This is a genomic window from Streptomyces sp. Ru71 (genome assembly GCF_002920535.1).
GTDB lineage: Bacteria > Actinomycetota > Actinomycetes > Streptomycetales > Streptomycetaceae > Streptomyces.
In genome coordinates, this window is the sequence record NZ_PQSS01000071.1 from 1 (window position 1) to 25,774 (window position 25,774).

The window sequence follows — 25,774 nt, forward strand, 5'->3', positions numbered from 1 at the left end:
AAGCTGGAGCAGATCTGCGTCGCCGCGCAGAGCCCGGCCGGCAACATCGAGCAGTCCGCCGAGGACATGCTGCGCGGCTGCGCCCAGCTGCGCCCCAACGCCGCCCGCGCCGAGTACCGGGCCTGGCTGGCCGCCCGCCCCGTGGGCAACGCTGTCACCGAGCTGCTCGACGCCGCCCGCGGTGACGACGCCCTGCTGCGCGGCCTGGCCTTCGAGGCGCTGCGCGTCGTCGGCGCCCCTGCCGAGCCGGACGTCCGTGCCGTCGTCGACGAGCCGACGCTGCGGCCGTACGCCCTGCTCTGGCTGGCCGAGCACGACGGCGTGGACCCGGAGGACGCCCACGAGGCGCTCACCCGTGAGGAGGCCACCTGGCTGTGGGTCGACACCGCCGCCGCCGTCGCCGACCACGGGGAGGCCCCGATGCTGGTACGGCACCTGGAGTCGGCCGTGCAGCCCACCGTGCCGGCCCTGCTCGACGAGGTCCGCGCCGTCGGCCACCCGCGCACGGTGCAGGTCCTGGTCGCCCTGGCCGCCGCCCACCCGGACCCGGCCCTGGCCAAGGCGGTCCGCCGAGCAGCGTTCCAGGTCCACACGGGAGGCAACTGAACACCGGGCGCCAGCACGGGCCCCTGCCCGACCGCCGCCGGCCAAGGGCCCGTCGCCTCGCCCCCTGACGCGACGTGCGGCCTCGGTCCGCTGCCCCCAGCCCCTGGCCCGGCCCCCTGTCTCGGCCTCGGGCCGCCGCCGGCCCTGGCTCCCGGTGCCCGGCCTTGGCCCGGGGCCCACCCTCCGGCCCCGCCCACGGCGCGGCGCCGACCGGTTCCGGTCTACGGGCCCGAGCCCTTGCCCCGGCCTAGCCTCCGGCCCCGCCCACGGCGCGGCGCCGACCGGCTTCGGTCTTCGGCCCCGAGCCCTTGCCCCGGCCCAGCCTCCCGTGCCTGGCTCGCCCTGCGGCCCTGCGGCCCTGCGGCCCTGCGGCCCTGCGGCCCTGCGGCCCTGCGGCCCTGCGGCCCTTGCCCCCGGCGCCCGCGGCCCGGCCCTGCCGCTTCGGCCCGCCGCGCGGCGTCCAGCCCGCGTACTCGCCCGGAAAAACTGGTTGCACGCGCCCGTTAGACTGGGTCCATGGCCATTCTCCTCGCGCATTAGACGGCAGGACCGTCCTCAAGTCGTCCACCGTCACCTCTCTCAGCCCAGGAGTTTGACCCCGTGATCTCCGCCTCCGGTATCGAGCTGCGCGCCGGCGCACGCGTTCTCATCGAGAGCGCCACCTTCCGCGTCACCAAGGGCGACCGCATCGGGCTCGTCGGCCGCAACGGCGCCGGCAAGACCACTCTCACCAAGGTCCTGGCCGGTGAGGCGCTGCCCGCCGCGGGCCAGGTGGCCCGTTCCGGCGAGGTCGGCTACCTCCCGCAGGACCCCCGCACCGGCGACCTCGACGTCCTCGCCCGCGACCGCATCCTCTCCGCGCGCGGCCTCGACGTACTGATCCGCAAGATGCGCGAGAACGAGCAGCGCATCGCCACCGGCAAGGGCTCCACCCGGGAGAAGGCCCTCAAGCAGTACGAGCGCCAGGAGACGGAGTTCCTCACCAAGGGCGGCTACGCCGCCGAGGCGGAGGCCGCCACCATCGCCGCCGCGCTGAACCTGCCCGACCGGGTGCTCGGCCAGCCGCTGCACACTCTCTCCGGTGGTCAGCGCCGCCGTATCGAGCTGGCCCGCATCCTGTTCTCCGACGCGGACACGCTGCTCCTCGACGAGCCCACCAACCACCTCGACGCGGACTCGATCATCTGGCTGCGGGACTATCTCAAGACCTACCGCGGCGGCTTCATCGTCATCAGCCACGACGTGGACCTGGTCGAGACGGTCGTGAACAAGGTGTTCTACCTGGACGCCAACCGCTCCACGATCGACGTCTACAACATGGGCTGGAAGCTCTACCAGCAGCAGCGCGAGGCCGACGAGAAGCGCCGCAAGCGCGAGCGGGCCAACGCCGAGAAGAAGGCCGCCGCCCTCAACGCGCAGGCCGACAAGATGCGGGCCAAGGCCACCAAGACCGTCGCCGCGCAGAACATGGCCCGGCGTGCCGACAAGCTGCTCTCCGGCCTGGAGGCGGTCCGCCAGTCCGACAAGGTCGCCAAGCTCCGCTTCCCGGAGCCCGCCCCCTGCGGCAAGACCCCGCTGATGGCCGAGGGCCTGTCGAAATCGTACGGCTCCCTGGAGATCTTCACCGACGTCGACCTGGCCATCGACAAGGGCTCCCGGGTCGTCATCCTGGGCCTCAACGGCGCCGGCAAGACCACCCTGCTGCGCCTCCTGGGCGGCGTGGAGCAGCCGGACACCGGCCGGGTCGTCCCCGGCCACGGCCTCAAGCTCGGCTACTACGCGCAGGAGCACGAGACCCTCGACCCGGACCGCACGGTCCTGGAGAACATGCGCTCCGCCGCGCCCGACATGGACCTCGTCGAGGTCCGCAAGGTGCTCGGCTCGTTCCTGTTCTCCGGCGACGACGTCGACAAGCCGGCCGGTGTCCTCTCCGGCGGTGAGAAGACCCGTCTGGCGCTGGCCACCCTGGTGGTCTCCTCGGCGAACGTCCTGCTGCTCGACGAGCCCACCAACAACCTCGACCCGGCCAGCCGCGAGGAGATCCTCGGCGCGCTGCGCACCTACAAGGGCGCCGTCGTCCTGGTCACCCACGACGAGGGCGCGGTGGAGGCGCTCCAGCCGGAGCGGATCATCCTGCTGCCGGACGGCGTCGAGGACCTGTGGGGCTCGGACTACGCGGATCTCGTCGCCCTGGCTTGATCGAATGAGTGATCCACTGGGTATGGATCATTCGGCCGATCCGTGATCCATCATCTGTGTGAGATCTCCTCGTATCGAGGTGTGTCCTACATGCATATAACGGCCGCTCTTCCGCTTGTCGGACGAGTGGCCGTCGCGCGTCTCTGACCTGCCGTTTCCGTTGAGCGCTCGTTCGGTCCTGCGGACGGCCGGGTGCGGAATCAGCGCCTCCGTTTGTGGGGACGCGCTCCTGTCGTCACAACGGTGTCGCACAGACCTTGCCGAATGGGTGGCCAACCCGCGCCGGAGGGGTGATCATGAGGAGACCAGAGCGCACTTCCCATGAGGAGGCACGGGTGGCCGAGACTCTGAAGAAGGGCAGCCGGGTGACCGGCGCCGCGCGCGACAAGCTCGCGGCAGACCTGAAGAAGAAGTACGACGCCGGTGCGAGCATCCGGGCGTTGGCCGAGGAGACCGGCCGCTCGTATGGCTTCGTGCACCGCATGCTCAGCGAGTCGGGCGTCACGCTGCGTGGACGCGGCGGGGCGACCCGGGGCAAGAAGGCCCAGTCGGCCTGATCCCCGGGTGGCCCCTCGGCTCCGATGGTGGCCACCCGGTCGGTCGACCAGTCGGCCGGGTGGTTACTGTGCAGTCACTTACGGATGGCCCGTTCGGGCATCCGGCCGACGGATGCCCACAGGGGCGTCCGCAGTGACCGCACGCATCGGAGGCGCCCCATGGCCACGCCCGGCCCGGAACTCGTTCCCCTGCTCGACCAGGACGGCGTACGGCTCACCGTCGACGGCGCGATCGCCACGGTGACGCTGACCAACCCGGCCAAGCGCAACGCGCAGAGCCCCGCCATGTGGCGGACGCTCGCCCAGGCCGGCCGGCGGCTGCCGGGCTCCGTCCGGGTGGTCGTGCTGCGCGGCGAGGGCAAGTCCTTCTCCGCCGGCCTCGACCGGCAGATGTTCACGCCCGACGGGATCGAGGGCGAGCCGTCGTTCATCGACCTCGCTCGCAGCAGCGACGCCGATCTGGACGCGGCGATCGCCTCGTTCCAGGAGGGCTTCACCTGGTGGCGGCGCAACGACATCGTCTCCATCGCCGCCGTGCAGGGGCATGCCATCGGGGCGGGCTTCCAGCTGGCGCTCGCCTGCGACCTGCGTGTCGTCGCGGACGACGTGCAGTTCGCCATGCGTGAGACCAGCCTCGGGCTGGTCCCCGACCTCACCGGCACGCATCCGCTCGTCGGCCTGGTCGGTTACGCCCGCGCGCTGGAGATCTGCGCGACCGGGCGCTTCGTCCTGGCCGAGGAGGCGGTGAACACCGGCCTGGCCAACCTCGCCGTGCCCGTCGAGGAGCTCGACGGCGCGGTCAAGGACCTGGCCGCCGCCCTGCTCGCCGCTCCGCGCGACGCGGTCATCGAGACCAAGACCCTGCTGCGCGGCGCGGTGGACCGCACCTACGACGAACAGCGCGCGGCCGAACGCCAGGCCCAGGCCCGCCGCCTGCGCGACCTGGCCGGCCTCGGCGAGTAACGCCGCCACGCCCGGACGACGCCCGTGCGGCGCCGCCCCACGCGCGCGTGGCGGTACGGGTGCGCCGCGGGCCAGTAGGGCGCCGCTGTCTCGGCCGGCTACGGCGCCGATGTCTCGGGTTCACGCCGCCGATGTCCCGCCCGGCCCGCAGACCGACGCCTCAGCCGACCGCCGCGGCCGGCGCCGCCCCGGCCGGCTGTTCCGCCGGCGCCGCCAGGGCCGCGTCCGTACGGCGCTGCCCCACGCGCGCTTGGCGGTGCGGGACGCCGCGGGCCTGGGGCGCCGCTGTCTCGGCCGGCTTCGGCGCCGATGTCACGGCCGGCCCGCACACCGACGTCTCCGCCGCTGCGTCGTAGCGCAACGGCGTCCTGGCCGACCACGGCGCCGACCTCTCGGCCCGCCCGCCCCCGGCCTCTCAGTCGACCGCCGTCACCAGTACCGCCACCGTCGGGCGCTCCGGCAGTGACTGGGTGACCGCTGTGCGCACGGCCCGGGCCACGTCCACGGGCCGGTGGCCGGCGTGCACGGCGATCTCCACGCGCGCGTGCAGGCGCGGCAGGGCGGCCGTGCCGTCGTGCCCGCGTTCCACCAGGGCCACCGGACGGCCCAACCCGCCCAGTGAACTGGTCAGGCGGGCCACGCCCGGCACCGCGAGCGCCGCGGCGGCGGCCCGCGCCTCGTCGGTACCGGCGTCGCCGCCGCCCGCCGCCCACGCCGCGCCACCACCGGTGTCATCGCCGCCCGCCGCCCACGCCCCGCCATCACCGGCGGGCTCCGCGGCCGGCCGGGTCCCGTCCGCGGACTCCGGCTCCGCTCCCCGCGGGTCCTCGTCCAGCAGGGCGACCACCCGCAGGTCCACCTGGGTGACCGCCAGCCCCAGCCCCTCCGTCGCCGCCGCCGAGAGCGCCGCGCGCAGACGGTCCGCGGCAGCCGGCAGCGGCTCGGCCGCCGTCGCGGAGAACTCCGCCGTCAGCCGCAGCGGCCCCGGCGGCAGCGCGCTCGGCGGAGCGGGCACGACCGGCTCGGCGGTGTCCGCCGGATCGGCGAGCCCGATCCGCACCCCGCCCAGCAGCACACCCGGCAGGTCCGCACAGGCCCGCCCGAGGAACTCCCGCGCCGCCGTCTCCGCCAGCCACGCACCGTCGAGCGGGCCGCCGAGTGGCAGCAACCTGCCCAGTCCCAGCCGCTGCCGTACGTCCCGCGTCCACCGCTCCGCTGTCATTCCTCCAGCCTGCCGCATCACAGGCGCGCGATCGCGGAACCGCACTTACGGTGGTCGAAGGACGACGATGCGGAAGGATACGGCGATGACCGACATGACGGCCGGAACCCGGGCCAGTACGTCCGAGCTTCACAAGGATTCACAGACCACGCGGCGCGGCGGCGGTGACCCGGGCACGCGCGGCAAGACGACGATCGCGGACGGCGTCGTCGAGAAGATCGCAGGTCTCGCAGCCCGTGATGTGCCGGGCGTGCACGCGATGGGCAGCGGGCTGTCCCGCACCCTCGGCGCCGTGCGCGACCGGGTGCCGGGCGGCTCGAAGTCCGTGACCCGCGGTGTGAAGGCCGAGGTCGGCGAGGTGCAGACCGCGCTCGACCTGGAGATCGTCGTCGAGTACGGCGTGTCGATCGGTGAGGTCTCGCGCGATGTGCGGGAAAACGTCATCGCGGCCGTCGAACGGATGACGGGACTTGAGGTCGTCGAGGTCAACATCGCTGTCAGCGACGTGAAGCTCCCGGAGGAGGAGGAAGAGGAGCAGGAGCAGCCCCGGATCCAGTGACGGCACTCGAACCGACCATCGCGCGGGCTGACGATCTGAGGAGCACAGCATGAGCATGGCCGTGGCCGGCATGATCGCCGGCATGGCACTCGCCTTCGCCGGGTACTTCGGCGGATTCGGCGCCTTCGTGCTGGTGGCGGCCCTGGGCGCCATCGGCTTCGTGGTCGGCCGCTTCCTGGAGGGCGACCTGGATCTCGCCGACTTCTTCCGTACCCGCGGTGACCGACGGCGGTGACCTCCGTGACGAGTGGAGCCGGTGAGCTCCGTGGGTCCCGGGCCGTCGTGGCGCCCGGTGAGCGCGGCGCGACACGGATCGCCGACCGGGTCGTCGCCAAGATCGCCGCGCAGGCGGCGCGGGAGGCGATCGGGTCGCTGCCCGAGGAGGCCACGACCCCGCACGCCACGGTGGCCGTCCACCACAACGCGGCGCACCTGCGCCTGCATCTCGAACTCGACTACCCGACCGACATCGGCGCCCGCTGCGGCGCGGTGCGTCGTCATGTGGCCGAACGGGTAGGCGAGTTGGTGGGCATGGAGGTTCCGGAGGTCGCCGTCCACGTCGAACGGCTGCACCTGACGGCGGCACACGGCGAGCCACAGGGGAGGACGCCATGAGTGAACCCGAGGGGACCACCCAGCGGCTGCCCGTACTGGAGAAGGAGGAGCCCGCCCCGGCACCCGAGGAGGGCGCGCAGCCGCACGCGCGACGCTACTGGTCGGCCCGCCGCGTCCCGGCCGGCATCGTCGCCGCGCTGCTCCTGGCCGCGTTCGGTCTCTTCCTGTACGACGTCGTGGCCGTCCGCGCCGGCCACTCGGCGATGCGGTGGCGCAAGGTCCTCGCCGAGCAGCTCGCGACCCGGCCCCTGGACGACATCTGGGTGCTGCTGGGCGCGGGCGTCGCCGCCGCCGTGGGGCTGTGGCTGATCGTGCTGGCCCTCACGCCCGGTCTGCGGGCCGTGCTGCCGATGCGGCGGGCCCACACCGACGTGCGCGCCGGACTGCACCGGGACGCGGCCGCCCTGGCGTTGCGCGACCGGGCCATGGAGGTGGCCGGTGTGCAGTCGGCACGGGTGCGGGTGGGCCGCAGGAAGGCGGACGTCCGCGCGCTGTCGCACTTCCGTGACCTGGACGACGTACACGACGATCTGGACGCGGTGCTCGGCGACGCGGTGCGCGGACTGGGGCTCGCTCGGCCACCCCGCCTCGCCGTGCGCGTCCGGCGACCCGGACGGAAGGGGTGAGCAGGGTGCTCACAACGGTCAACCGGGTGCTGCTCGCCCTGGTCGGGCTGGTGCTGCTGGCGGTGGGCGGCTCGGTGCTCGCCGTGGGGCTGGGTGCGCCGTCACCCTCCTGGTGGATCCACGAGAACCGGCACGACGTGCTGCTCAGCGACGGCGAACGCACCCACTGGCGGGACGCCGGCTGGTGGTGGCCGGCGGTCATCGCCGCGCTCGCCGTCCTGCTGCTGCTCGCCCTGTGGTGGCTGACCGCGGTGGTGCGCCGCCGCCGGCTCTCCGCGGTCCTCGTCGACACCGGCGACGGCGAGGGGGCGCTGCTGCGCGGCCGGGCGCTGGAGCAGGTCCTGGCCGGCGACGCGGCCACGCTGGACGGGGCGGCGCGCGCCAACGCCCACCTCACGGGCCACCGCACCGCTCCGGCGGCGCGCATCCGTCTCCACCTGGAACCCCATGTGGACCCGGAGACGGCCCTCCACCACCTCACCGACCAGACCCTCACCCACGCCCGCGACGCGGCGGGCCTGAAGTCCCTGCCGGCCGACGTGAGACTACGAAGCGTCAAACACCGCGCGGAGAGGGTCAGCTGAGGCACCCTGGCCTGGCGCTCCCCCCGCCGGTTCAGGGGCCGCCGGTCAGAAGCCGTGCCGGGTGCCGCCGTCCACCGGGAGCATCACGCCCGTGATGTACGAGGCGGCCGGCGAGAGCAGGAAGGCGGCCGCCCGGCCGAACTCCTCCGGGGCGCCGTAGCGGCGCAGCGGAATGCGGGACTCGCTGGCCGCACGGGTCGCCTCCGGGTCGGCCGACAGGGCGTCCAGCTCGCGCACCCGGTCGGTGTCGATACGGCCCGGCAGCAGGCCCACGACCCGGATGCCGCGCGGCCCCAGCTCGTCGGCGAGGGACTTGGCGAACCCGGCCAGGCCCGGCCGCAGCCCGTTGGAGATGGTCAGCCCAGGGATCGGCTCGTGCACCGACCCGGACAGCACGAAGCCGATCACGCCGCCCGGCTCCAGCTCGGCCGCCGCCGTCCGTGCCAGCCGCACCGCGCCGAGGAAGACGGAGTCGAACGCGGCCCGCCACTGCTCGTCGGTGTTGTCGGCGACGAAGCCGGGCGGCGGCCCGCCGACGCTGACGAGGATGCCGTCGAAGCCGCCGAAGTGCTCCCGCGCGGCGGCGACGAGCCGCTCGGGCCCGTCCGCGTCGGCGTTGTCCACGGCCACTCCGACCGCGTTCTCGCCCAGCTCGGCGGCCGCGTCGGCGACCCGCTTCTCGTCCCGCCCGGTGATGACGACCTTCGCACCGTCGGCGACGAGCTCACGCGCGCTGGCGTTGCCCAGGCCGCGCGTGGCACCGGTGACGACGAACACCCGGTCCTTCAGTCCAAGATCCATGGCCCCTATCCTGCCTCCTGCCCACCGAAGAGGGCGAGGGCGGTGTTGACCAGACCGATATGGCTGAACGCCTGCGGGAAATTGCCCAGCAGGCGGTCGTCGACCGGGTCGTACTCCTCGGACAGCAGCCCGACGTCGTTGGCCACGCCGACCAGCCGTTCGAACAGCTCCTGGGCCTCCTTGCGCCGGCCCGCGCCGTGCAGGGCGTCCGCCAGCCAGAACGAGCACGCCAGGAACGTGCCCTCCTCGCCGGGCAGCCCGTCCACGGTGGTGCCGTCGCTGCTGTAGCGGCGCAGGAAGCCGTGATGGCCGAGCTCCTCGCGGATCGCCTCGACGGTGCCGAGCACCCGCGGATCGTCCGGCGGCAGGAAACCCACGCGGGGGATGAGCAGCAGCGCGGCGTCCAGCTCGCTCGACCCGTAGTACTGCGTGAACGTGTTGCGCTCGGCGTCGAAGCCCTTCTCGCACACCTCGCGGTGCACCTCGTCGCGCATGGCCCGCCAGCCGTCCAGGTCGCCGTCGAGCTCCTTGTGCTCCTCCAGTGCGCGCACCGCCCGGTCGGCGGCCACCCAGACCATCACCTTGGAGTGCACGAAGTGCTTGCGCCCGCCGCGCACCTCCCACAGCCCCTCGTCCGGCTGCCGCCACTGGTCGCGCAGCCAGTCCAGCAGGGACCGCTGGATCGACCACATGTGCGGCTTGGTGGACAGCCCCGCGCTGCGCGCCAGTGCCAGCGAGTCCATCACCTCGCCGTACACGTCGAGCTGGAGCTGGTTGACGGCGTCGTTGCCGATGCGGACGGGCGCGGAGTCGGCGAAGCCGGACAGCCACGGCAGCTCCATCTCGGGCAGGCGCCGCTCGCCCGCGAGCCCGTACATGATCTGCAGGTCGGCGGGGTCGCCCGCGACCGCGCGCAGCAGCCAGTTGCGCCACTCCTCGGCCTCCCGCCGGTAGCCGGCCGTGATCAGTGCCTCCAGGGTGAGCGTGGAGTCGCGCAGCCAGCTGTAGCGGTAGTCCCAGTTGCGTACGCCGCCGATCTCCTCCGGCAGCGAGGTCGTGGGGGCGGCGACGATCCCGCCGGTGGGGGCGTAGGTCAGCGCCTTGAGGGTGATCAGCGAGCGGACCACGGCGTCCCGGTGCGGGCCGTCGTAGCGGCACCGCGCCACCCAGCCGCGCCAGCCGCGGACGCTGCTGCGCAGTGCTTCGTGGGGGTCGACCAGCGGGGGGCGCGGCTCGTGCGAGGGGTGCCAGGTCAGCACGAACGCGACCTTCTCGCCCTTGCCGACGGTGAACTCCGAGTGGGTGCCGAAGTCCTCGCCCCAGGTGCGGACGGCCGGCTCGCTGCGCAGCCACACCGAGTCGGGACCGGCGACGGCCACCCGGTGGTCGCGCGAGCGGCGCATCCAGGGGACGATCGAGCCGTAGTCGAAGCGCAGCCGGAGCGTGCTGTGCATCGTGACGCGGCCCTCCAGGCCCTCCACGACGCGGACCAGGTCGGGTGCGCGGTCGCGCTGCGGCATCAGGTCGGTGACGCGGACCCGGCCGTCGGGGGTGTCCCACTCGGTGTCGAGGACGAGGGTGTCGCGGCGGTAGGCGCGGCGGGTGCAGGGGCCGTCGACCCCTTTCGGGGCGATGCGCCAGTGGCCGTTGTCCTCGTCGCCCAGCAGCCTGGCGAAGCAGGCGCCGGAGTCGAAGCGGGGCAGGCAGAGCCAGTCCACGGAGCCGTCGCGGCCCACCAGGGCCGCCGTCTGCTCGTCGCCGATCAGGGCGTAGTCGGAGATGCGCGGGTACACGCCGTCCGGGTTCCCGCAGGGGTGATACGGCAATCAGCGGGTGCGCCGGGGGAGTGAGACCCGGCCGCTCACACCGCCGCGGGGGCGGTCTCCTCGGCCCTCTCCTGCGCGGCCCGCTGGGTCCGCTCCCGGATCTCACGGCGGGCCAAGACCACCCAGCCGACGGGGACACAGGCGGAGAACAGCCACCACTGGATGGCGTAGGCGTAGTTCAGCGCGGAGTCCTCCATGCCGGGCTTGCCGCCGATCAGCTCGGGGCTGCCGCCCTTGGGCTGCGGCGCGCTCAGCGCCAGGTAGCCGCCGACCACCTGGGCGCCCAGGCGCCGCGCCTGCTGCTCGCTGTTGATCAGCATGACCTGCCGGTCGGGCAGTCCCTTGACGTCCTTGATGCCGCTGGCCGCGGTCGTCTCGTCGGGCATCAGCCGCCCGGTGACGGTGAGCTCGCCGCCCGGCGGCGCAGGGACCTTCGGGAACGCGGTCTGGGTGGGGCCGTCGGCGGGGATCCAGCCCCGGTTGACCAGGACGACCTTGCCGTCGGTGAGGACGAAGGGGGTGAGGACGTGGAACCCGACCTCACCGGAGTCGTTGACCCGCCGCCGCACGACGACCTCGCGGTCGGGCTCGAAACGGCCCGTGGCGGTCACGTTGCGGTAGCGCTGGTCGGTGGTGACGGTGTGTCCCGGGGAGGTCAGCCGCTCCACGGGCACCGGCCGGGAGCCGAGCGCGTCGGACACCAGCTGGTTGCGGGCGCTGCGCTCCTCGTAACGGTGCATCTGCCAGAAGCCCAGCCGGATCATCGTCGGGATCAGCGCGATCGCGACGACGGTGAGGATCACCCACTGGCGGGTCAACAGGAAGCGGTACACCCCACGACGGTACATCTCGGGCCGTGGGGTGCTCGCACAGGGGTGTGGTCGGGGTTGGTACAGGGGGGTGTGGTCGGGGGCTGCCCGGGGGTGTGGCCGCGGGTGCGGTCCCGGGGCGGCTCAGACCCGGTCGACGATGCCCGCCTTCCCCTCCGCGCGGGCGCAGTGGGCGCCGCAGTACCAGTGGCCCTCGACCTCCACCCCCTGGCCGATGATCTGGACACGACAGTGCTCGCAGATCGGGGCCATGCGGTGGATCGCACAGGAGAAGCAGTCGAAGACGTGCACCGCGCCCTGGGCGTGGACCTCGAAGGTCATTCCGTAGTCATTGCCGCAAACTTCGCATCTCGCCATGCGCCACAGGGTGAGCCGTCGACCGGACCGGGGCGAGCGGGCGCCGGGCGAGTCGCGCCGCAATCACCCGTCCGTACGGGTCACCCGTCGGCCGGCTCCACATCCGCCAGCAGCTGACCGAACGCCGCCTCGTCGACGACCGGCGTCCCGAACTGCCGGGCCTTGACCACCTTCGACGTGCCCGATTCGGGGTCGTTCGTGACCAGCAGACTGGTCAGCCGGGAGATGCTGGTCGCCACATGCAGCCCGGCCTCGGTGGCCCGGTCCTCCAGCAGCTCCCGGTCGACCGACGTGTCACCGGAAAAGGCGATCCGCATGCCCTGCTTGAGTCTTTTGCCCTCTTCGTACCGGCCCGGGTTCGGATACGGGCAGGCGGGCCTCTTGCGCGAGGGGCGCCAACTGCCCGGCCGGTAGCCGCCGTAACCGCCCTGCGCCTGCCGCCCGATGAGCGGCGCCGGCCCGTCCCGCCACTCGGTCAGCGGCCGGCACTCCTGCAGCGGCAGCCGAGCCCCGCTCGCCGCCGCCGCCCTCAGACTCGGCCGGAACGCCTCCGCCAGCACGCGCGCGTCGTCCAGCGCGTGGTGCGCCCGCTGCTGGACGACACCGAAGTGCGCGGCCAGCGTCTCCAGCTTGTGGTTGGGCAGCGGCAGCCCCAACTCCTTGGACAGCGCGATGGTGCACAGCCGCTGCCGGACCGGCGCCTCGCTCTCGGCGCGCGCGTACTCCCGGGCGATCATCTGCCAGTCGAAGACGGCGTTGTGCGCCACCAGTACCCGCCCGGCCAGCCGTGCCGCGAACTCCTCGGCCACGTCCCGGAACAGCGGCGCCCCCTCCAGCACCTCGCTCGTCAGGCCGTGGATCCACACCGGCCCCGGGTCCCGCTCGGGGTTGACCAGCGTGTACCAGTGGTCCTCGACCTCGCCGCGCGCGTCCAGCCGGTAGACCGCCGCGGAGATGATGCGGTCGTCCCGGGCCAGTCCGGTGGTCTCCACGTCAACGACCGCGTATCCCTGGGGATACGCGGCCGGCCACTCGGTGGGGGAGGACAGAGCGGTCGTGCGGTCTTCGAGCATGGTCCCTGAGGATACGGGCCGCCACTGACAGTGCTGCCCGTCAGGTCCCGCCCCACCTGCCCGGGTTGGGTGTATGTGCCCGGTTTCGCCGTCGCGGGCCGGCGTCACCCCGCGGCGGGTCGGCCGCCACGCCCGCCGCGCCGGGTGCCATGCTCCGCACGTGACCGACTCCAACCATGACGAAGCCCACGGCGGCGCGCTCGGGGAGCGGCTGAACTGGCTGCGGGCGGCGGTGCTCGGCGCCAATGACGGCATCGTGTCGACCGCCGGTCTCGTCGTCGGCGTGGCCGGCGCCACCGACGACCGCGCGTCGCTGCTGACGGCCGGCCTGGCCGGACTGCTCGCCGGGTCCATGTCGATGGCGGCCGGCGAGTACGTGTCGGTCTCCACCCAGCGGGACTCCGAGCTCGCCGCCCTCGCCCTGGAGAAGCGGGAGTTGAGGGAGCGGCCGGAGGCCGAACTGGAGGAACTGGCCCAACTCCTGCAGCAGCGCGGGCTGTCGTACGAGGTGGCCCGGGAGGCGGCGGAGCAGCTGACGGAACGCGACGCGCTGCGCGCGCACGCGCGCGTGGAGCTCGGCATCGACCCCGACGAGCTGACCAACCCCTGGCACGCGGCCTGGGCGAGCTTCCTTGCGTTCACGGTCGGCGCGCTGCTGCCGCTGCTGGCCATCGTGCTGCCACCGGCCGGCTGGCGCCTCGCGGTGACCGTCGTTTCCGTCCTGGCCGCCCTGGTGCTCACCGGCTTCAGCAGCGCACGCCTCGGGGCGGCCCGCCCCACCCGGGCCGTCCTGCGCAACGTCGCCGGCGGCGCGCTGGCCATGGGCGTGACGTACGCGGCGGGGACGCTGCTCGGCGCGGCCGGGGTCTGACGGGGCCAGGCGGGCGGGCCAGGAGGGGCCAGAGGGTCCTGAAGGGGCGGACGCCCAGGTCACTGGCGTACCGTGAAGTGCGCTCGCCACCCCTGAGCGCACCCCACGCCCCGTACGAGAAAGATCCTCGCCATGCGCGCCACCACCATCCACGCCCCCTACGACATGCGCGTGGAGGACGTGCCCGAGCCCGTGGTGCAGCTCCCCACCGACGCCGTGGTGCGGGTGTTGCGCGCCTGCATCTGCGGCAGCGACCTGTGGGCCTACCGCGGCGAGGCCGCCCGGCAGCCGGGCCAGCGCATCGGCCACGAGTTCCTCGGCGTCGTCGAGGAGACCGGCTCCGAGGTGAGCACCGTGCGGCGCGGCGACCTGGTGGTGGCGCCCTTCATGTGGTCCGACGGCGTCTGCGACCACTGCCGCGAGGGCCTGACCACCTCCTGCGAGCACGGCGGCTTCTGGGGCTCGGTCGGCTACGACGGCGGCCAGGGCGAGGCCGTGCGCGTCCCCTACGCCGACGGCACCCTCGTGCAGCTCCCCAAGGACGCCGCCTCCGACGACCACCTGCTGTCCGCCCTGCTGACCCTGTCCGACGTGCTGGGCACCGGCCACCACGCGGCCCTCGGCGCGGGCGCCCGCCCCGGCGCCACGGTCGCCGTCGTCGGCGACGGCGCGGTCGGCCTGTGCGCGGTGCTCGCGGCCAAGCGGCTGGGCGCCGAGCGGATCATCGCGCTGGGCCGGCACGAGGTCCGCACCGGCATCGCCCGCCGCTTCGGCGCCACCGACGTCGTCGCCGAGCGCGGCGAGGCCGCCGTGGAGGCCGTGCGCGAACTCACCCGCGGTCAGGGCGCGCACGCCGTCGTCGAGGCCGTCGGCACCGAGCAGTCCATGAAGACGGCCGTCCACATCACCCGCGACGGCGGCGCCATCGGCTTCGTCGGCGTGCCGCACGGCAGCGGCACCGGCCTCGACCTCGGTGTGATGTTCGACCGCAACATCGCCCTGCGCGGCGGTGTCGCCCCGGTCCGCGCCTACATCCCCGAGCTGCTGCCGGACGTCCTGTCCGGCCGTGTCGACCCGTCGCCGGTGTTCGACATGACGGTCGACATCGAGGGCGTGCCCGCCGGCTACAAGGCCATGGACGAGCGCACCGCGCTGAAGGTGCTCGTCACCAACGACCGGTGAGCCGCTAGCTCCAGCGGATCGGCAGCGGCAGCGCCGTCAGCAGCCCCGACACCGCGACCACGGCGCCCAGTGCGACGACCTCCGCCCGCGCGGGCGCGCACGCGGTCAGCGGGTCGGCGGCCCGCCGCAGCCGCGTCCGCGCGATCAGCGCCAGCACCGCGGCGACGGCCACGAGGAGCACCTTGGCCAGCAGCACGCGCCCGTACGCCGTCGTCGTCAGCTGCTCGACGACCGTCTCCGGCGGCATGCGGCGCAGCGAACTGCACACCCCGGTCGCGGTGATCGCGGCGAGCAGGACGACGGCCACGCGCGCGTAGAGACCCAGCAGGGCGGCCCCGGCCGTACCGCCGCCCCAGCGGCGGAGGGTGCGCAGCGCGTACAGCAGTCCGCCCGTCCACAGCGCCGCGCAGGTCAGATGCACCACCGTGAGCGCGGATCCGAGCAGCGGGGTGTGCTCGGTCGTCGGGTGGGCGCGCAGCGCCTCGGCGACGATCACCGCGGCCAGTGGCCACACCCGGGTGCCGGGCCGGGCACACAGGCCGGCCACCAGGAACGCGTTCACCTCCAGCAGGGCCAGCTTGCCGTCCCGGGACCGGTACAGACCGCCGACGTCGATCTCGCCGAGGCTGTGCGGGACCAGGTTGCCGGTGGCCACCACGGAGGCCAGCGCCAGCGCGGCGAGGAAACCGGCGGCCGCGGCGTACGGCGCCCAGCTGCGCGGCCGTACGTCCGCCGCGCCGGGCACCCGGTGGGCCAGCCGGTCCACGAACAGCTCGCCCACCGGCACGGACAGCGCCGCGAACAGCACGGCCCGCAGCAGCGCGATGCCCCCGGCACCGGGCGCGGCGGCCTCCCCGGTCTCGTGCAGCGCGGCGGACGGCCCGAGCAGCGGGATCAGCGCCCCGAGGGTCACCAGGACGAGGACGGCGGCAATCCGGCCCGCGCCGGTCCGCCGCCCGGAGCCGCCCGCGTCGGCGACCTCGGTGGTCGGTCGTGTCAAGGTCACCTCAAGATCTTGGCCAGCCGCCCAGAACCGGGCAAGTCCAGGAAAACAACTGGCTGGACGGCATTCCGCCCCTCCGTACGATTTCGGCCGCCGGCCGGCTCAGGCCCAGCGCGCGGGGTCGGCGCCCCAGCGTCCTGAGGGCCGGGCCCAGTCGGCGGGCCCGTCGGCGAACGACACCGCGGGCCGGGCATAGCGCAGCCGGCCCAGCGCGCTGTCGGTCTCGGCGAGCCAGGGCTCGGGCCCGTCGTACGGCTGGTGCGGGCCGGCCGTGTCCGTGGCGCCCCCGCCGGTGAGCCAGGCCGCCGTCCGGGCCAGCGCCAGCCGTACGCACCGGCTGCCGCCCTGCCGCGTCTGCTCGGTCAGCGCCCGCAGCACGGCCGCCGCGAGCAGATACCCCGTGCCGTGGTCGAGGGCCTGCGCGGGCAGCGCGCCCGGCGCCTGCGCCGAGCCCTCGGTGACCGCGATGCCGGTCGCCACCTGCACCAGGCTGTCGAAGCCGCGCCGCTGGGCCCACGGCCCGTACGCGCCCCACGCCGACACCTGCGCCACCACGATCCCGGGCCGGCGCTCGGCCAGTGCACGCGGGGAGAGCCCGAACCGGTCCAGAGTGCCGGGCCGGTACCCGGTGACGACGACGTCCGCGTCGGCCAGCAGTTCCTCGAACGCCGCCCGGTCCGCCGCCAGGTCCAGCAGCGCCGACCGCTTGCCGAAGCCGGTGTCGGCGTGCTGGTCGGGCAGTTCGGGCAGGTGCGGGGCGTCGATCCGCAGCACGTCGGCGCCGAGCAGCGCGAGCGTGCGGGTGGCGACGGGCCCGGCGAGGACCCGGGTGAGGTCGAGCACGCGTATCCCGGCGGCGGGCAGCAGGGGAGTGGCGTCCAGCGGTGCGAGCACCCGCGCGGGGGCGTCGTCCAGCCGCTCCCGTTCGACGAGGGGCCGCCCGGAGAGGGCGGCGGCCTGCGGATGGCGGGCCCACTCCTCGGGGGTGCGCAGGGCGACGGCGAGCCCGCCGGCGGCGTACACGCTCTCCTCGACCTCGACGGCGGCCCGCCCGGCGAGTGCGGCTTCGACTGCGCTGACGTCCGGCTCCACGCCGCCCAGCGCACGCAGCAGCCGCTCCCGGTGGTGCGGATAGTTGGCGTGGGTGCGCACCCACCCGTCGGCCGTGCGCCACAGCCGGGACAACGGTGCGAAGGAGACGGGTGCCCGCCCGTCCACGAGCAGCAGCCGCTCACTGTGGAAGGCGGCCGCCACGGCACCGTCGTCCACCCGCACGGCCGGCACCTGCGGCAGGGCGGCCCGGTGTGCGCCCAGTTCGGCGCCGGCCAGCGCGCACGCCCCGACGCACGCGCGTGCCAGCTCCCGCACGGGAAGGCGCGCGGCGAGCGCGCCCTCCCGCACCACGGTCGACGTCCGCGCGAGCAGGGCGGGATCGCCGCCCAGCGCGGACCACGCGGACTTGATGGAAGTCATGACTGCAATGATGCAGTATTGACTCAATCAATATATGGACGGAATCGGTTCGATCCCCCGGGTCACTTGGTGACCGCGTCCAGTGCGTCCGCCATGCCCCAGCCGTAGAAGCCGTTGCGGTTCTTCGTGCCCTCGCACACGGCGTCGACCTTGCCGTCGCCGTCGATGTCGTACGGGTCCGTGCACGGCGTGGCGTCGGCCTCGGCGTACAGCAGGGCCTTCACCAGGGCCGCCGGGGCGTGCGGGTGCGTCGACTTGATCAGCGCGGCCACCCCCGCGACATGCGGCGTCGCCATCGACGTACCCGCCATGTAACCCCACTTGCCGCCGGGCAGCGTGCCCAGGATCAGGCCGCTGGTGGCCGGCGGGGCCGGGGTCTGGAAGCGGGTCGAGTCGCCGCCCGGGGCGGCTATGTCGATCACGCCCAGGCCGTGGTTGGAGAAGGACGACTTGATCCCCTTCGCGCCCGTCGCCGCCACCGTCACCACACCCGGCAGCTGGGTCGGGATGTCGAAGCACTTGGACGGGTCGATCACCCGGTCGCCCGGGGTGGAGTCGTTCGGTGAGACCGGGTCGGTGATCTCGTCGGCGGCGAGGTCGTAGTTCTCGTTGCCGGCCGCCGCGACGTTCACCGCGCCCTTCTTCTCCGCGTACCGCGACGCGCGCGTTACGGCCTCCACCAGAGCCTTCTGGTCGGGGTCGTCGGTGCAGTTGAAGTACCACGGGTCTGTGTAATAGCTGTTGTTCGTCACGTCGACGCCGTGCTCCGCCGCCCAGACGAAACCGCAGACGACCGCCTCCGTGTAGAAGAAGCCGTCCGGGTTGCCCACCTTGATGCCGGCGACCTTCACGCCCGGCGCGACACCCGTCATGCCGACGCCGTTCTTCGCCGCGGCGATCTCACCGGCCACGTGCGTGCCGTGCGGGCTCTCCGCCGCGCTCGGCCGCCACGCCCCGTCGGCGGTGTCCGGCTTGCCCGCCACGCAGTTGACGGAGGCGGCCCGGTCGAAGTTCGGCGCGATGTCCGGGTGGGTGTCGTCGACGCCGGTGTCGAGCACGGCGACGGTGACGTCCCGGCTGCCCAGCGTCTTCTCGTGCGCCTTGTCCGCCTTGATGGCCGGCAGGTCCCACTGCAGCGGTTCCAGCGGGTCCTGCCCGGCGGCGGCCTGGGCGTCGGCGACCTCCTCGGCGGTGAGCACCTTCGGCGTGCCCATGTCGCCGGTCGACTGGGCGGGCAGCGGCGCGGTGCGCGTGGCACCCGCCGACTGAACGCCCGCGACCGTGCGCAGGGTCTTGGCGAAGTCGGCGTTCGACGCGTGGACGACGATCACGCCGATCTGGTCGTACGAGGTCACGATCGTCCCGCCGGCCTCGGCGATCGCCTTCTTCACGTGGGCCGAGACGCCGTGCCCCGGGGCGACGTTGACGACATAGCTGAGCGCTGTCGAGTCGGCGGCCGCGGGAGCCGCCTGCTGCGGCGCGGCCGAGGCCGTGACGTTCGGCAGGAACGCCAGAGCCGTCGCCAGGGCCATGCCGGCCGGGATCGCGAGCAGGCGGCGGTGGCGCGGGTGAGGCGCTGTCATGATGTGAATGTCTCCAGTTCGTTCGCGGTACGAGCGGGCCGTGCGGACGTGCCGGGAGAACCCGGTCACTCGACCGCGCGCAGCGCGTCGACGATGCCGAAGCCGTAGAAGCCGTTGACGCGCTCGCCGCCCACGCAGGTCGCGTCCACCACGCCGTCGCCGTCACCGTCGTACGGACCGGCCGGGCAGCCCGGGTTGTCCGCCTGCGCCTTGAGCAGCGCCCGCAGCTGGGCCGGGGTCGCGTGCGGGTGGGCGGACTTCAGCAGCGCGGCCACACCGGCCACGTGCGGGGAGGCCATCGAGGTGCCCTGGAGGAAGCCGTACTGGTTGTTCGGCATCGTCGACAGGATGCGGCCGTTCTTCGACGGGGTGTCCGGGATCTTGTACTTGTCGCCGCCCGGGGCCGCCACGTCCACCACACCGAGGCCGTAGCTGGAGTAGTACGACTTGGCGCCCGTGACGCCGGTCGCGCTCACCGTGACCACGCCGGGCAGCTGGGTCGGCACGTCGAAGCACTCGTGCGGGTCGATCGTGCGGGTCACCGGGGTCGCGTCGTCCGGGCTGGAGTCGTCCACCAGCGCGTCGGAGTCCAGGTCGTCGTTGGAGTTGCCCGCCGAGGCGACGTTCAGGGTGCCCTTGCGCTGGGCGTACTGCTGCGCCCGGTTGACCGCGTCGACGATGGCCCGCTGATCGGGGTCGTCCATGCAGTTGTACAGCCACGGGTCCACGTAGTAGCTGTTGTTGGTGATCTCCACGCCGTGGTCGGCGGCGAACACGAACGCGCAGACCACGTTCTCCGGGTAGAACAGGCCGTCCTTCGGGTCGCTCACCTTGATGCCGGCGACCTTCACGCCGGGCGCGACACCGGCGACGCCTATGCCGTTGCGGGCGGCGGCTATCTCACCGGCGACATGGGTGCCGTGGTAGTCCTCGGCCGGGTTGTACGGCCGCCAGGCGCCCTCGCTGGTGTCCGCGACACCGCCGACGCAGTTGGCCGACTGGGACCGGGAGAAGTTCGGCGCGAGGTCCGGGTGGGTGTCGTCCACACCGGTGTCGATGACCGCGACCGTGACGTTCCTGCTACCCGGGTTGGTCTTCGCGGCCTTGTCGGCGCCGATCGCCCGCAGGTCCCACTGGTCGGCCTCCAGCGGCTCCTCGCCCGCGGCGGCGCCCTGGGTGACCTGCGCGGCCTGGGCCTGCGACAGGTACTGCACCGCGCCCTCTTCGGTGGTGCCCGCGGCGCTCAGCGGGGCCGTGCGCGTGGCGCCCGCCGACTGCACGCCGCGCACCTCGCGTATCTCCTTGCCGAAGTCCGGGTTGGCGGAGTGCACGACGAACACGCCTATGCGCGCGTACGTCGCCACGATCGTCCCGCCGTGCGCGGTGATCGCCCGCTGCACCGACGCGATCGTGCCGTGGTCGGTCCTGGTGTTGACGACGTACGACAGCGTCCCGGCCGAGTCCGCCGCGGCGTCGGCCGCGACGCGCGGGGCGGCCGACGCCACCGACGGCAGGAAGCCGAGCGAGGCGGTCAGCGACAGCACGACGGGCACGGCGAGGGCGAGACGGCGTCTGGAACGAAGATGAGCCATGGGGTCTCCACATCATCCTGAAACGAAACCGGCCCGAGACACAGGTGGTCCTCGGGCAGGTACATGACGGGTGGTGCAGGCCGAAGCTATCCCGCCACCTCGCGGGCCAGCAATGACTCATGACGCTGCTTCTGAAGAAAACCGCTTACTGAACCGCTCCCAGCGCGGCGCCGTGACGTTGAATGGGGAGTCCCAGCACGATCGGGATCCCCGGCCCCAACCGTCCCCGATGCGAGGAGAACCAGGTGGCCACCGAGACACCGCCCCCCTCCCCTTCCCCCACCGCGCTCCCCGCCACGGAGGAGTTCGCGCGGATGCAGCAGAGCGCGGAGTTCGGCGAACTGCGCCGCTCCCACCGCTCCTTCGCCTTCCCGCTCACCGTCGCCTTCATCGCCTGGTACCTGCTGTACGTCCTGCTGTCCAACTACGCGGGCGACTTCATGGGCACCAAGCTGTTCGGCAACATCAACGTCGCCCTCGCCCTCGGCCTCGCCCAGTTCCTCACCACCTTCCTCATCGCCTGGTGGTACGCGCGGCACGCCGCCGCCAAGCTCGACCCGAAGGCCGAGGCCATCAAGTCCCGGATGGAGGGCGGAGAATGAGCCCCGCGCAGCAGACCCTGCTGGCCGCCGGCGAGGCGAGCGAGCACCGGACGCTGATCATCACCCTGTTCGCGGTGTTCGTCGCCGCGACCCTCGTCATCACCGTCTGGGCCGGCCGGCAGACCAAGGACGCCGCCGACTTCTACGCCGGCGGCCGGCAGTTCAGCGGCTTCCAGAACGGACTCGCCGTCTCCGGCGACTACATGTCCGCCGCGTCCTTCCTCGGCATCGCCGGCGCCATCGCCCTCTTCGGCTACGACGGCTTCCTGTACTCCATCGGCTTCCTCGTGGCCTGGCTGGTCGCCCTGCTCCTGGTCGCCGAGCCGCTGCGCAATTCCGGCCGCTACACCATGGGCGACGTCCTGGCGTACCGCATGCGCCAGCGGCCCGTCCGCACGGCAGCGGGCACCTCCACGATCGTCGTGTCGATCTTCTACCTGCTCGCGCAGATGGCGGGCGCCGGCGTCCTCGTGTCCCTGCTCCTGGGCATCACCAGCGACGGCGGCAAGATCGGCATCGTGGCCCTGGTCGGCGTGCTGATGATCGTCTACGTCACGATCGGCGGCATGAAGGGCACCACCTGGGTGCAGATGGTCAAGGCCGTCCTGCTCGTCCTGGGCGCCCTGCTGCTGACCTTCCTGGTGCTGCTGAAGTTCGACTTCAACATCTCCGACCTGCTCGGCTCGGCCGCCGACAACAGCGGCAAGGGTTCGGCCTTCCTGGAGCCCGGCCTGAAGTACGGCGCCACCGGCACCACCAAGCTCGACTTCCTCTCCCTCGGCATCGCCCTGGTGCTCGGCACCGCCGGCCTGCCGCACATCCTGATCCGCTTCTACACCGTCCCGACCGCCAAGGCCGCCCGCAAGTCCGTCCTGTGGGCCATCGGCCTGATCGGCGCCTTCTACCTGATGACCCTCGCCCTCGGCTTCGGCGCCGCCGCGCTGATCAAGCCGGACGAGATCATCGCCTCCAACAAGGCCGGCAACACCGCCGCCCCGCTGCTCGCCCTGCACCTCGGCGGCGTCGACTCCAACTGGGGCGCGATCCTGCTGGCCTCCATCTCCGCGGTCGCCTTCGCCACCATCCTCGCCGTCGTCGCCGGCCTGACCCTGGCGTCCTCGTCGTCCTTCGCGCACGACATCTACGCCAACGTCATCAAGAGGGGCCAGGCCACCGAGAAGCAGGAGCTCGGCGCGGCCCGCTGGGCCACCGTCGGCATCGGCGCCGTCTCCATCGTCCTCGGCGCCCTCGCCCGCGACCTGAACGTCGCCGGCCTGGTCGCGCTCGCCTTCGCCGTCGCCGCCTCCGCCAACCTGCCGACGATCCTCTACAGCCTGTTCTGGAAGCGCTTCACCACCGCCGGGGCGCTGTGGTCGATCTACGGCGGCCTGGTCACCGCGGTCGGCCTGGTGCTGTTCTCCCCGGTCGTCTCCGGCAAACCGACGTCGATGTTCCCGGACGTCGACTTCCACTGGTTCCCGCTGGAGAACCCCGGCCTGATCTCCATCCCCGTCGGATTCCTGCTCGGGATCGTGGGCACCCTGCTGTCGAAGGAGACCCCGGACACCGGCAAGTACGCCGAACTGGAGGTGCGCTCGCTCACCGGCACCGGAGCGCACTGAACCCGGCCCGTCACATCCTCCGAGCGGCCGTGGCGTGGGTGCCTGGTAGGTACCTACGACGCGGCCGCGTCCCACGTCGTGGGATCGGGCTGGTGTAGCTGTCAGTGGTGTCACGTAGGCTCACAGATGAGGGCAGACGAATGATCCGCCGATCCGTGACGAGGGAGGGGGCCCACGTGCTCATCGACACCTACGGCCGGGTGGCCACCGACCTGAGGGTTTCGCTGACCGACCGCTGCAACCTGCGGTGCACGTACTGCATGCCCGAGGAGGGCCTGCAGTGGCTGGCCAAGCCCGATCTCCTCACCGACGACGAGATCGTCCGCCTGATCGACATCGCGGTCGCCTCCCTCGGCATCACCGAGGTCCGCTTCACCGGCGGCGAGCCCCTGCTGCGCCCCGGCCTGGTCGGCATCGTCGAGCGCGTCGCCGAGCTCACACCCCGCCCCCAGATGTCGCTGACCACCAACGGCATCGGCCTCAAGCGCACCGCGGCCGCCCTGAAGGCGGCCGGCCTGGACCGGGTCAACGTCTCCCTGGACACGCTGCGCCCCGACGTCTTCAAGACCCTCACCCGCCGCGACCGCCACAAGGACGTCCTCGAAGGCCTCACCGCGGCCCGCGACGCCGGTCTGACCCCCGTCAAGGTCAACTCCGTCCTGATGCCCGGGCTGAACGACGACGAGGCCCCCGACCTCCTGGCCTGGGCCATCGAGCACGACTACGAGCTGCGCTTCATCGAGCAGATGCCGCTGGACGCCCAGCACGGCTGGAAGCGCGACGGCATGATCACCGCCGGGGACATCCTCACCTCCCTGCGCACCCGCTTCGACCTCACCCCCGAGGGCCAGGACAAGCGCGGCTCGGCCCCGGCCGAACGCTGGCTCGTCGACGGCGGCCCGCATGTCGTCGGCGTCATCGCCTCGGTCACCCGCCCCTTCTGCGCCGCCTGCGACCGCACCCGCCTCACGGCCGACGGCCAGGTGCGCACCTGCCTGTTCGCCACGGAGGAGACGGACCTGCGGGCCGCGCTGCGCTCCGGCGCCCCCGACGAGGAGATAGCCCGCATCTGGCGCCTGGCGATGTGGGGCAAGAAGGCAGGAGCGGGCCTGGACGACCCGAGCTTCGTCCAGCCGGACCGCCCGATGTCGGCGATCGGGGGCTAGCCCCCGCGACGCCGCCCCGGCCCGAACGGCAGGACTAGGCGACAGGGGATCGACGCGCCTAGAGTGCTCCACGAGATGTGGGGCCGCGCCCTGGCAGGCACGACCCCACTCGGGCCGGACCGCGAGGACCGGCCGACTGACCGCGGCAACGGTCAGCTGGTGTTACACCGGAGCTCAGCTACAGGCTGTGCCGGTCGCTCCACCAGGCGCTGAGGGCGGCGCCGACAACGCGGCCCAGCAGCCCCATCAGGAACGGCCAGACAGCCTGGGCTGAGCGTTTTTCCCTTCCGTGCCGTCCATCGTCCATGTGCTCCTCCGTGGCGTCCGTTGCGCGCGGCCCTGTGCCGCGAACTGAGGCGCCGAAGCCCGGAGTTGCCCGGTGGCCGTTGGCCCGGCGCTGCACAGGATGCCACGGGCCATCTGCCGCCGGGCAGCGGAACAACGCCATTGATCTGAGCTTTTCTTGAGCTTGTGCCGCGGCGGGCTCACGCCTCGCGTGACTCCCACTCGGAGAACGGCACGACGTCCTTCAGGAACCCGCGCACCCCGAGGAACTGCGACAGATGCTCGCGGTGCTCCTCGCACGCCAGCCACGTCTTGCGCCGCTCCGGCGTGTGGATCTTCGGGTTGTTCCACGCCAGCACCCACACGGCGTCGGCACGGCAGCCCTTGGCGGAACAGATCGGCGTCTCGTCACTCACAGCTTCGTCTCGCAAAAAGGGGCCGCTCACGGCGAAGGGCCGAACAAAAGGCGACGCCGAGCAGCCACGGGGGGAGCTGCCCGGCGTCGGTCCGTCGCTCCGACGGGGGATGCGGAGCGCGTACGCAGTATGTCACGACCCACCGGCCCCAGGGCAGCCGAACAACAGGATTGATTGATCTGAGCATTTCTTGAGCTTTCGCGCACGGGCCGCGCACCCCGGCGCGCGGGGCGGCGCGGGGCACTCACACCTGAGGCTCCGGCGGCTCCTTGACCGTGCGCTCCGCTCCCGGTTCCGCGAAGCCCTCCTCGAACGGCTCCTCGGCCCGCGGCGGTGCGATCATCGGCCGCAGCGGCGTGGTCACGAAGGTGGACGGAAGCCCCGGCGCGTTCTCCCGCCCCGCGTTGGCGATGACCACCGCGATATAGGGCAGCACCGCACCCAGCACCAGCGCCGCGATCGCGACATGGCGCTCCACGTTCCACAGGGAGACCGCGAGGATCACCGACAGGGTGCGGATCGTCATCGAGATGACATAGCGCCGCTGCCTGCCGCGCACGTCCTCCCGCAGCCCCGTGCGAGCGCCCGTGATCCGGAACACCTCGGTGTTCCCCCCGCTCTGCAGCTTCCGCATCACATTCCACCATCCGCGGCTCGGACTCCCCCGACACGTCAACGTTACGCCGCGGCCGAGCCGCCCACGAGACCGGGTGGGTGCCTCACGGGCGCACGACCTGGGCCGTAGCGCGTACGGCGGTACCCGGCATGCGCCGTACGGCGTACGGGCCGAGACTCGCAGTAATGCTCACGTCGAGCCGGACGAGGAGGCAGCCAATGGGCTGGTTGTGGGCGATCATCGTCGGATTCGTGCTGGGGCTGATCGCCAAGGCGATCATCCCGGGCAAGCAGCACAGCCCCCTGTGGCTGACGACCATCTTCGGCATGCTGGGCGCCATCGTCGGCAACGCGGTGGCCCGCGCCGCCGGCGTCGAGGCGACCTCCGGCATCGACTGGTGGCGGCACCTGTTCCAGCTGATCGCAGCGATCATCATCGTGGCGGTCGGCGACATGGCGTACATGGCCCTGTGGGGCAACAAGAAGATGCGTCAGCGGGCGTGAACACGGCGGGCCCCGCACCCCTGCTCAGGAGTGCGGGGCCCG

The 25,774-nt window shown here is 72.9% G+C and carries 26 protein-coding genes and 1 pseudogene; 15 read left to right on the forward strand and 12 right to left on the reverse strand.

What is annotated here, in order from left to right:
- From C3489_RS30045 to C3489_RS30060, 4 genes and pseudogenes are all read left to right on the forward strand, one after another.
- Positions 1 to 606, forward strand: a pseudogene (locus tag C3489_RS30045) (hypothetical protein); the annotation flags it as partial.
- A 600-nt stretch (positions 607 to 1,206) separates the two neighbouring features.
- Positions 1,207 to 2,805: an ABC-F family ATP-binding cassette domain-containing protein gene (locus C3489_RS30050; protein ID WP_103785243.1), complete on the forward strand. Its 1,599-nt coding sequence runs from the start codon at positions 1,207 to 1,209 to the stop codon at positions 2,803 to 2,805.
- A gap of 335 nt (positions 2,806 to 3,140) precedes the next feature.
- Positions 3,141 to 3,362, forward strand: coding sequence for a helix-turn-helix domain-containing protein (locus tag C3489_RS30055; protein ID WP_043499642.1), 222 nt, complete (start codon positions 3,141 to 3,143; stop codon positions 3,360 to 3,362).
- A 159-nt stretch (positions 3,363 to 3,521) separates the two neighbouring features.
- A complete protein-coding gene (locus C3489_RS30060) occupies positions 3,522 to 4,325 on the forward strand; it encodes an enoyl-CoA hydratase/isomerase family protein (RefSeq protein WP_103785244.1) in 804 nt (267 codons plus the stop codon).
- Between the two features lie 415 nt (positions 4,326 to 4,740).
- Here C3489_RS30060 and C3489_RS30070 read toward each other — a convergent pair whose 3' ends face one another.
- Positions 4,741 to 5,547 (reverse strand): nucleopolyhedrovirus P10 family protein, encoded by an 807-nt coding sequence (locus C3489_RS30070; protein ID WP_103785246.1) that lies wholly within the window; start codon positions 5,545 to 5,547, stop codon positions 4,741 to 4,743.
- Positions 5,548 to 5,632: 85 nt separating this feature from the next.
- On the opposite strand from C3489_RS30070, the gene C3489_RS30075 reads away from it, so the two are divergent.
- Genes C3489_RS30075 through amaP form a run of 5 tightly spaced genes read left to right on the forward strand, consistent with a single transcriptional unit; the run spans position 5,633 to position 7,931 of the window.
- Positions 5,633 to 6,106 (forward strand): Asp23/Gls24 family envelope stress response protein, encoded by a 474-nt coding sequence (locus C3489_RS30075; RefSeq protein WP_103785247.1) that lies wholly within the window; start codon positions 5,633 to 5,635, stop codon positions 6,104 to 6,106.
- Positions 6,107 to 6,155: 49 nt separating this feature from the next.
- Entirely contained in the window at positions 6,156 to 6,341 is a 186-nt protein-coding gene (locus tag C3489_RS30080) for a hypothetical protein (protein ID WP_103785248.1), read from the forward strand.
- A complete protein-coding gene (locus C3489_RS30085; protein WP_103785249.1) occupies positions 6,338 to 6,721 on the forward strand; it encodes an Asp23/Gls24 family envelope stress response protein in 384 nt (127 codons plus the stop codon). Before C3489_RS30080 ends, C3489_RS30085 begins: the two co-directional genes overlap by 4 nt.
- The gene (locus tag C3489_RS30090; RefSeq protein WP_103785250.1) at positions 6,718 to 7,347 is read left to right on the forward strand and encodes a DUF6286 domain-containing protein; all 630 of its coding nucleotides are present in this window, start codon (positions 6,718 to 6,720) and stop codon (positions 7,345 to 7,347) included. Before C3489_RS30085 ends, C3489_RS30090 begins: the two co-directional genes overlap by 4 nt.
- Complete coding sequence (gene amaP, locus C3489_RS30095) at positions 7,344 to 7,931, forward strand: alkaline shock response membrane anchor protein AmaP (protein ID WP_103785251.1); 588 nt, start codon at positions 7,344 to 7,346, stop codon at positions 7,929 to 7,931. Before C3489_RS30090 ends, amaP begins: the two co-directional genes overlap by 4 nt.
- Before the next feature lie 45 nt (positions 7,932 to 7,976).
- Here the strand turns inward: amaP and C3489_RS30100 are convergent, their stop codons facing one another.
- From C3489_RS30100 to C3489_RS30120, 5 genes are all read right to left on the reverse strand, one after another.
- Positions 7,977 to 8,732: an SDR family oxidoreductase gene (locus C3489_RS30100; protein ID WP_103785252.1), complete on the reverse strand. Its 756-nt coding sequence runs from the start codon at positions 8,730 to 8,732 to the stop codon at positions 7,977 to 7,979.
- A gap of 5 nt (positions 8,733 to 8,737) precedes the next feature.
- Complete coding sequence (locus C3489_RS30105) at positions 8,738 to 10,525, reverse strand: glycoside hydrolase family 15 protein (RefSeq protein WP_103785253.1); 1,788 nt, start codon at positions 10,523 to 10,525, stop codon at positions 8,738 to 8,740.
- Between the two features lie 68 nt (positions 10,526 to 10,593).
- A complete protein-coding gene (locus tag C3489_RS30110; RefSeq protein WP_103785254.1) occupies positions 10,594 to 11,391 on the reverse strand; it encodes an SURF1 family protein in 798 nt (265 codons plus the stop codon).
- Positions 11,392 to 11,511: 120 nt separating this feature from the next.
- Positions 11,512 to 11,745: a hypothetical protein gene (locus C3489_RS30115; RefSeq protein ID WP_078947469.1), complete on the reverse strand. Its 234-nt coding sequence runs from the start codon at positions 11,743 to 11,745 to the stop codon at positions 11,512 to 11,514.
- An 80-nt stretch (positions 11,746 to 11,825) separates the two neighbouring features.
- Positions 11,826 to 12,818, reverse strand: coding sequence for a DEDDh family exonuclease (locus C3489_RS30120; protein WP_103785255.1), 993 nt, complete (start codon positions 12,816 to 12,818; stop codon positions 11,826 to 11,828).
- Between the two features lie 160 nt (positions 12,819 to 12,978).
- Here C3489_RS30120 and C3489_RS30125 point away from each other — a divergent pair, with 160 nt between their 5' ends.
- Entirely contained in the window at positions 12,979 to 13,689 is a 711-nt protein-coding gene (locus C3489_RS30125) for a VIT family protein (RefSeq protein WP_103785256.1), read from the forward strand.
- Positions 13,690 to 13,821: 132 nt separating this feature from the next.
- Positions 13,822 to 14,871 carry a zinc-dependent alcohol dehydrogenase family protein gene (locus C3489_RS30130; RefSeq protein WP_103785257.1) on the forward strand — a complete coding sequence of 350 codons (1,050 nt, stop codon included), beginning with the start codon at positions 13,822 to 13,824 and terminating at the stop codon, positions 14,869 to 14,871.
- A gap of 4 nt (positions 14,872 to 14,875) precedes the next feature.
- Here C3489_RS30130 and C3489_RS30135 read toward each other — a convergent pair whose 3' ends face one another.
- The 4 genes from C3489_RS30135 to C3489_RS30150 all read right to left on the reverse strand — a co-directional run bounded on the left by C3489_RS30135 (position 14,876) and on the right by C3489_RS30150 (position 20,522).
- The gene (locus tag C3489_RS30135) at positions 14,876 to 15,877 is read right to left on the reverse strand and encodes a CopD family protein (protein WP_103785258.1); all 1,002 of its coding nucleotides are present in this window, start codon (positions 15,875 to 15,877) and stop codon (positions 14,876 to 14,878) included.
- A 99-nt stretch (positions 15,878 to 15,976) separates the two neighbouring features.
- The gene (locus C3489_RS30140; RefSeq protein ID WP_103785259.1) at positions 15,977 to 17,347 is read right to left on the reverse strand and encodes a CoA transferase; all 1,371 of its coding nucleotides are present in this window, start codon (positions 17,345 to 17,347) and stop codon (positions 15,977 to 15,979) included.
- Positions 17,348 to 17,409: 62 nt separating this feature from the next.
- On the reverse strand, positions 17,410 to 18,930 hold the full coding sequence (locus tag C3489_RS30145; RefSeq protein WP_103785260.1) for a S8 family serine peptidase: 1,521 nt from the start codon (positions 18,928 to 18,930) through the stop codon (positions 17,410 to 17,412).
- A 65-nt stretch (positions 18,931 to 18,995) separates the two neighbouring features.
- Positions 18,996 to 20,522, reverse strand: coding sequence for a S8 family serine peptidase (locus tag C3489_RS30150; RefSeq protein WP_103785261.1), 1,527 nt, complete (start codon positions 20,520 to 20,522; stop codon positions 18,996 to 18,998).
- 245 nt (positions 20,523 to 20,767) lie between these two features.
- On the opposite strand from C3489_RS30150, the gene C3489_RS30155 reads away from it, so the two are divergent.
- The 3 genes from C3489_RS30155 (at position 20,768) to moaA (ending at position 23,912) form a co-directional block, all read left to right on the forward strand.
- Positions 20,768 to 21,124, forward strand: a complete 357-nt coding sequence (locus tag C3489_RS30155) for a DUF485 domain-containing protein (protein ID WP_103785262.1) — start codon at positions 20,768 to 20,770, stop codon at positions 21,122 to 21,124.
- Entirely contained in the window at positions 21,121 to 22,746 is a 1,626-nt protein-coding gene (locus C3489_RS30160) for a cation acetate symporter (protein WP_103785263.1), read from the forward strand. Before C3489_RS30155 ends, C3489_RS30160 begins: the two co-directional genes overlap by 4 nt.
- A 176-nt stretch (positions 22,747 to 22,922) precedes the next feature.
- Positions 22,923 to 23,912, forward strand: coding sequence for a GTP 3',8-cyclase MoaA (moaA, locus tag C3489_RS30165; RefSeq protein ID WP_219821995.1), 990 nt, complete (start codon positions 22,923 to 22,925; stop codon positions 23,910 to 23,912).
- Between the two features lie 485 nt (positions 23,913 to 24,397).
- Here moaA and C3489_RS30170 read toward each other — a convergent pair whose 3' ends face one another.
- Complete coding sequence (locus tag C3489_RS30170; RefSeq protein ID WP_103785265.1) at positions 24,398 to 24,613, reverse strand: hypothetical protein; 216 nt, start codon at positions 24,611 to 24,613, stop codon at positions 24,398 to 24,400.
- A 244-nt stretch (positions 24,614 to 24,857) separates the two neighbouring features.
- Positions 24,858 to 25,247: a DUF3099 domain-containing protein gene (locus C3489_RS30175; RefSeq protein WP_103785266.1), complete on the reverse strand. Its 390-nt coding sequence runs from the start codon at positions 25,245 to 25,247 to the stop codon at positions 24,858 to 24,860.
- A gap of 200 nt (positions 25,248 to 25,447) precedes the next feature.
- Between C3489_RS30175 and C3489_RS30180 the strand changes: the two genes are divergently transcribed.
- Complete coding sequence (locus tag C3489_RS30180) at positions 25,448 to 25,732, forward strand: GlsB/YeaQ/YmgE family stress response membrane protein (protein WP_103785267.1); 285 nt, start codon at positions 25,448 to 25,450, stop codon at positions 25,730 to 25,732.
- The last annotated feature ends 42 nt before the right edge of the window (positions 25,733 to 25,774 follow it).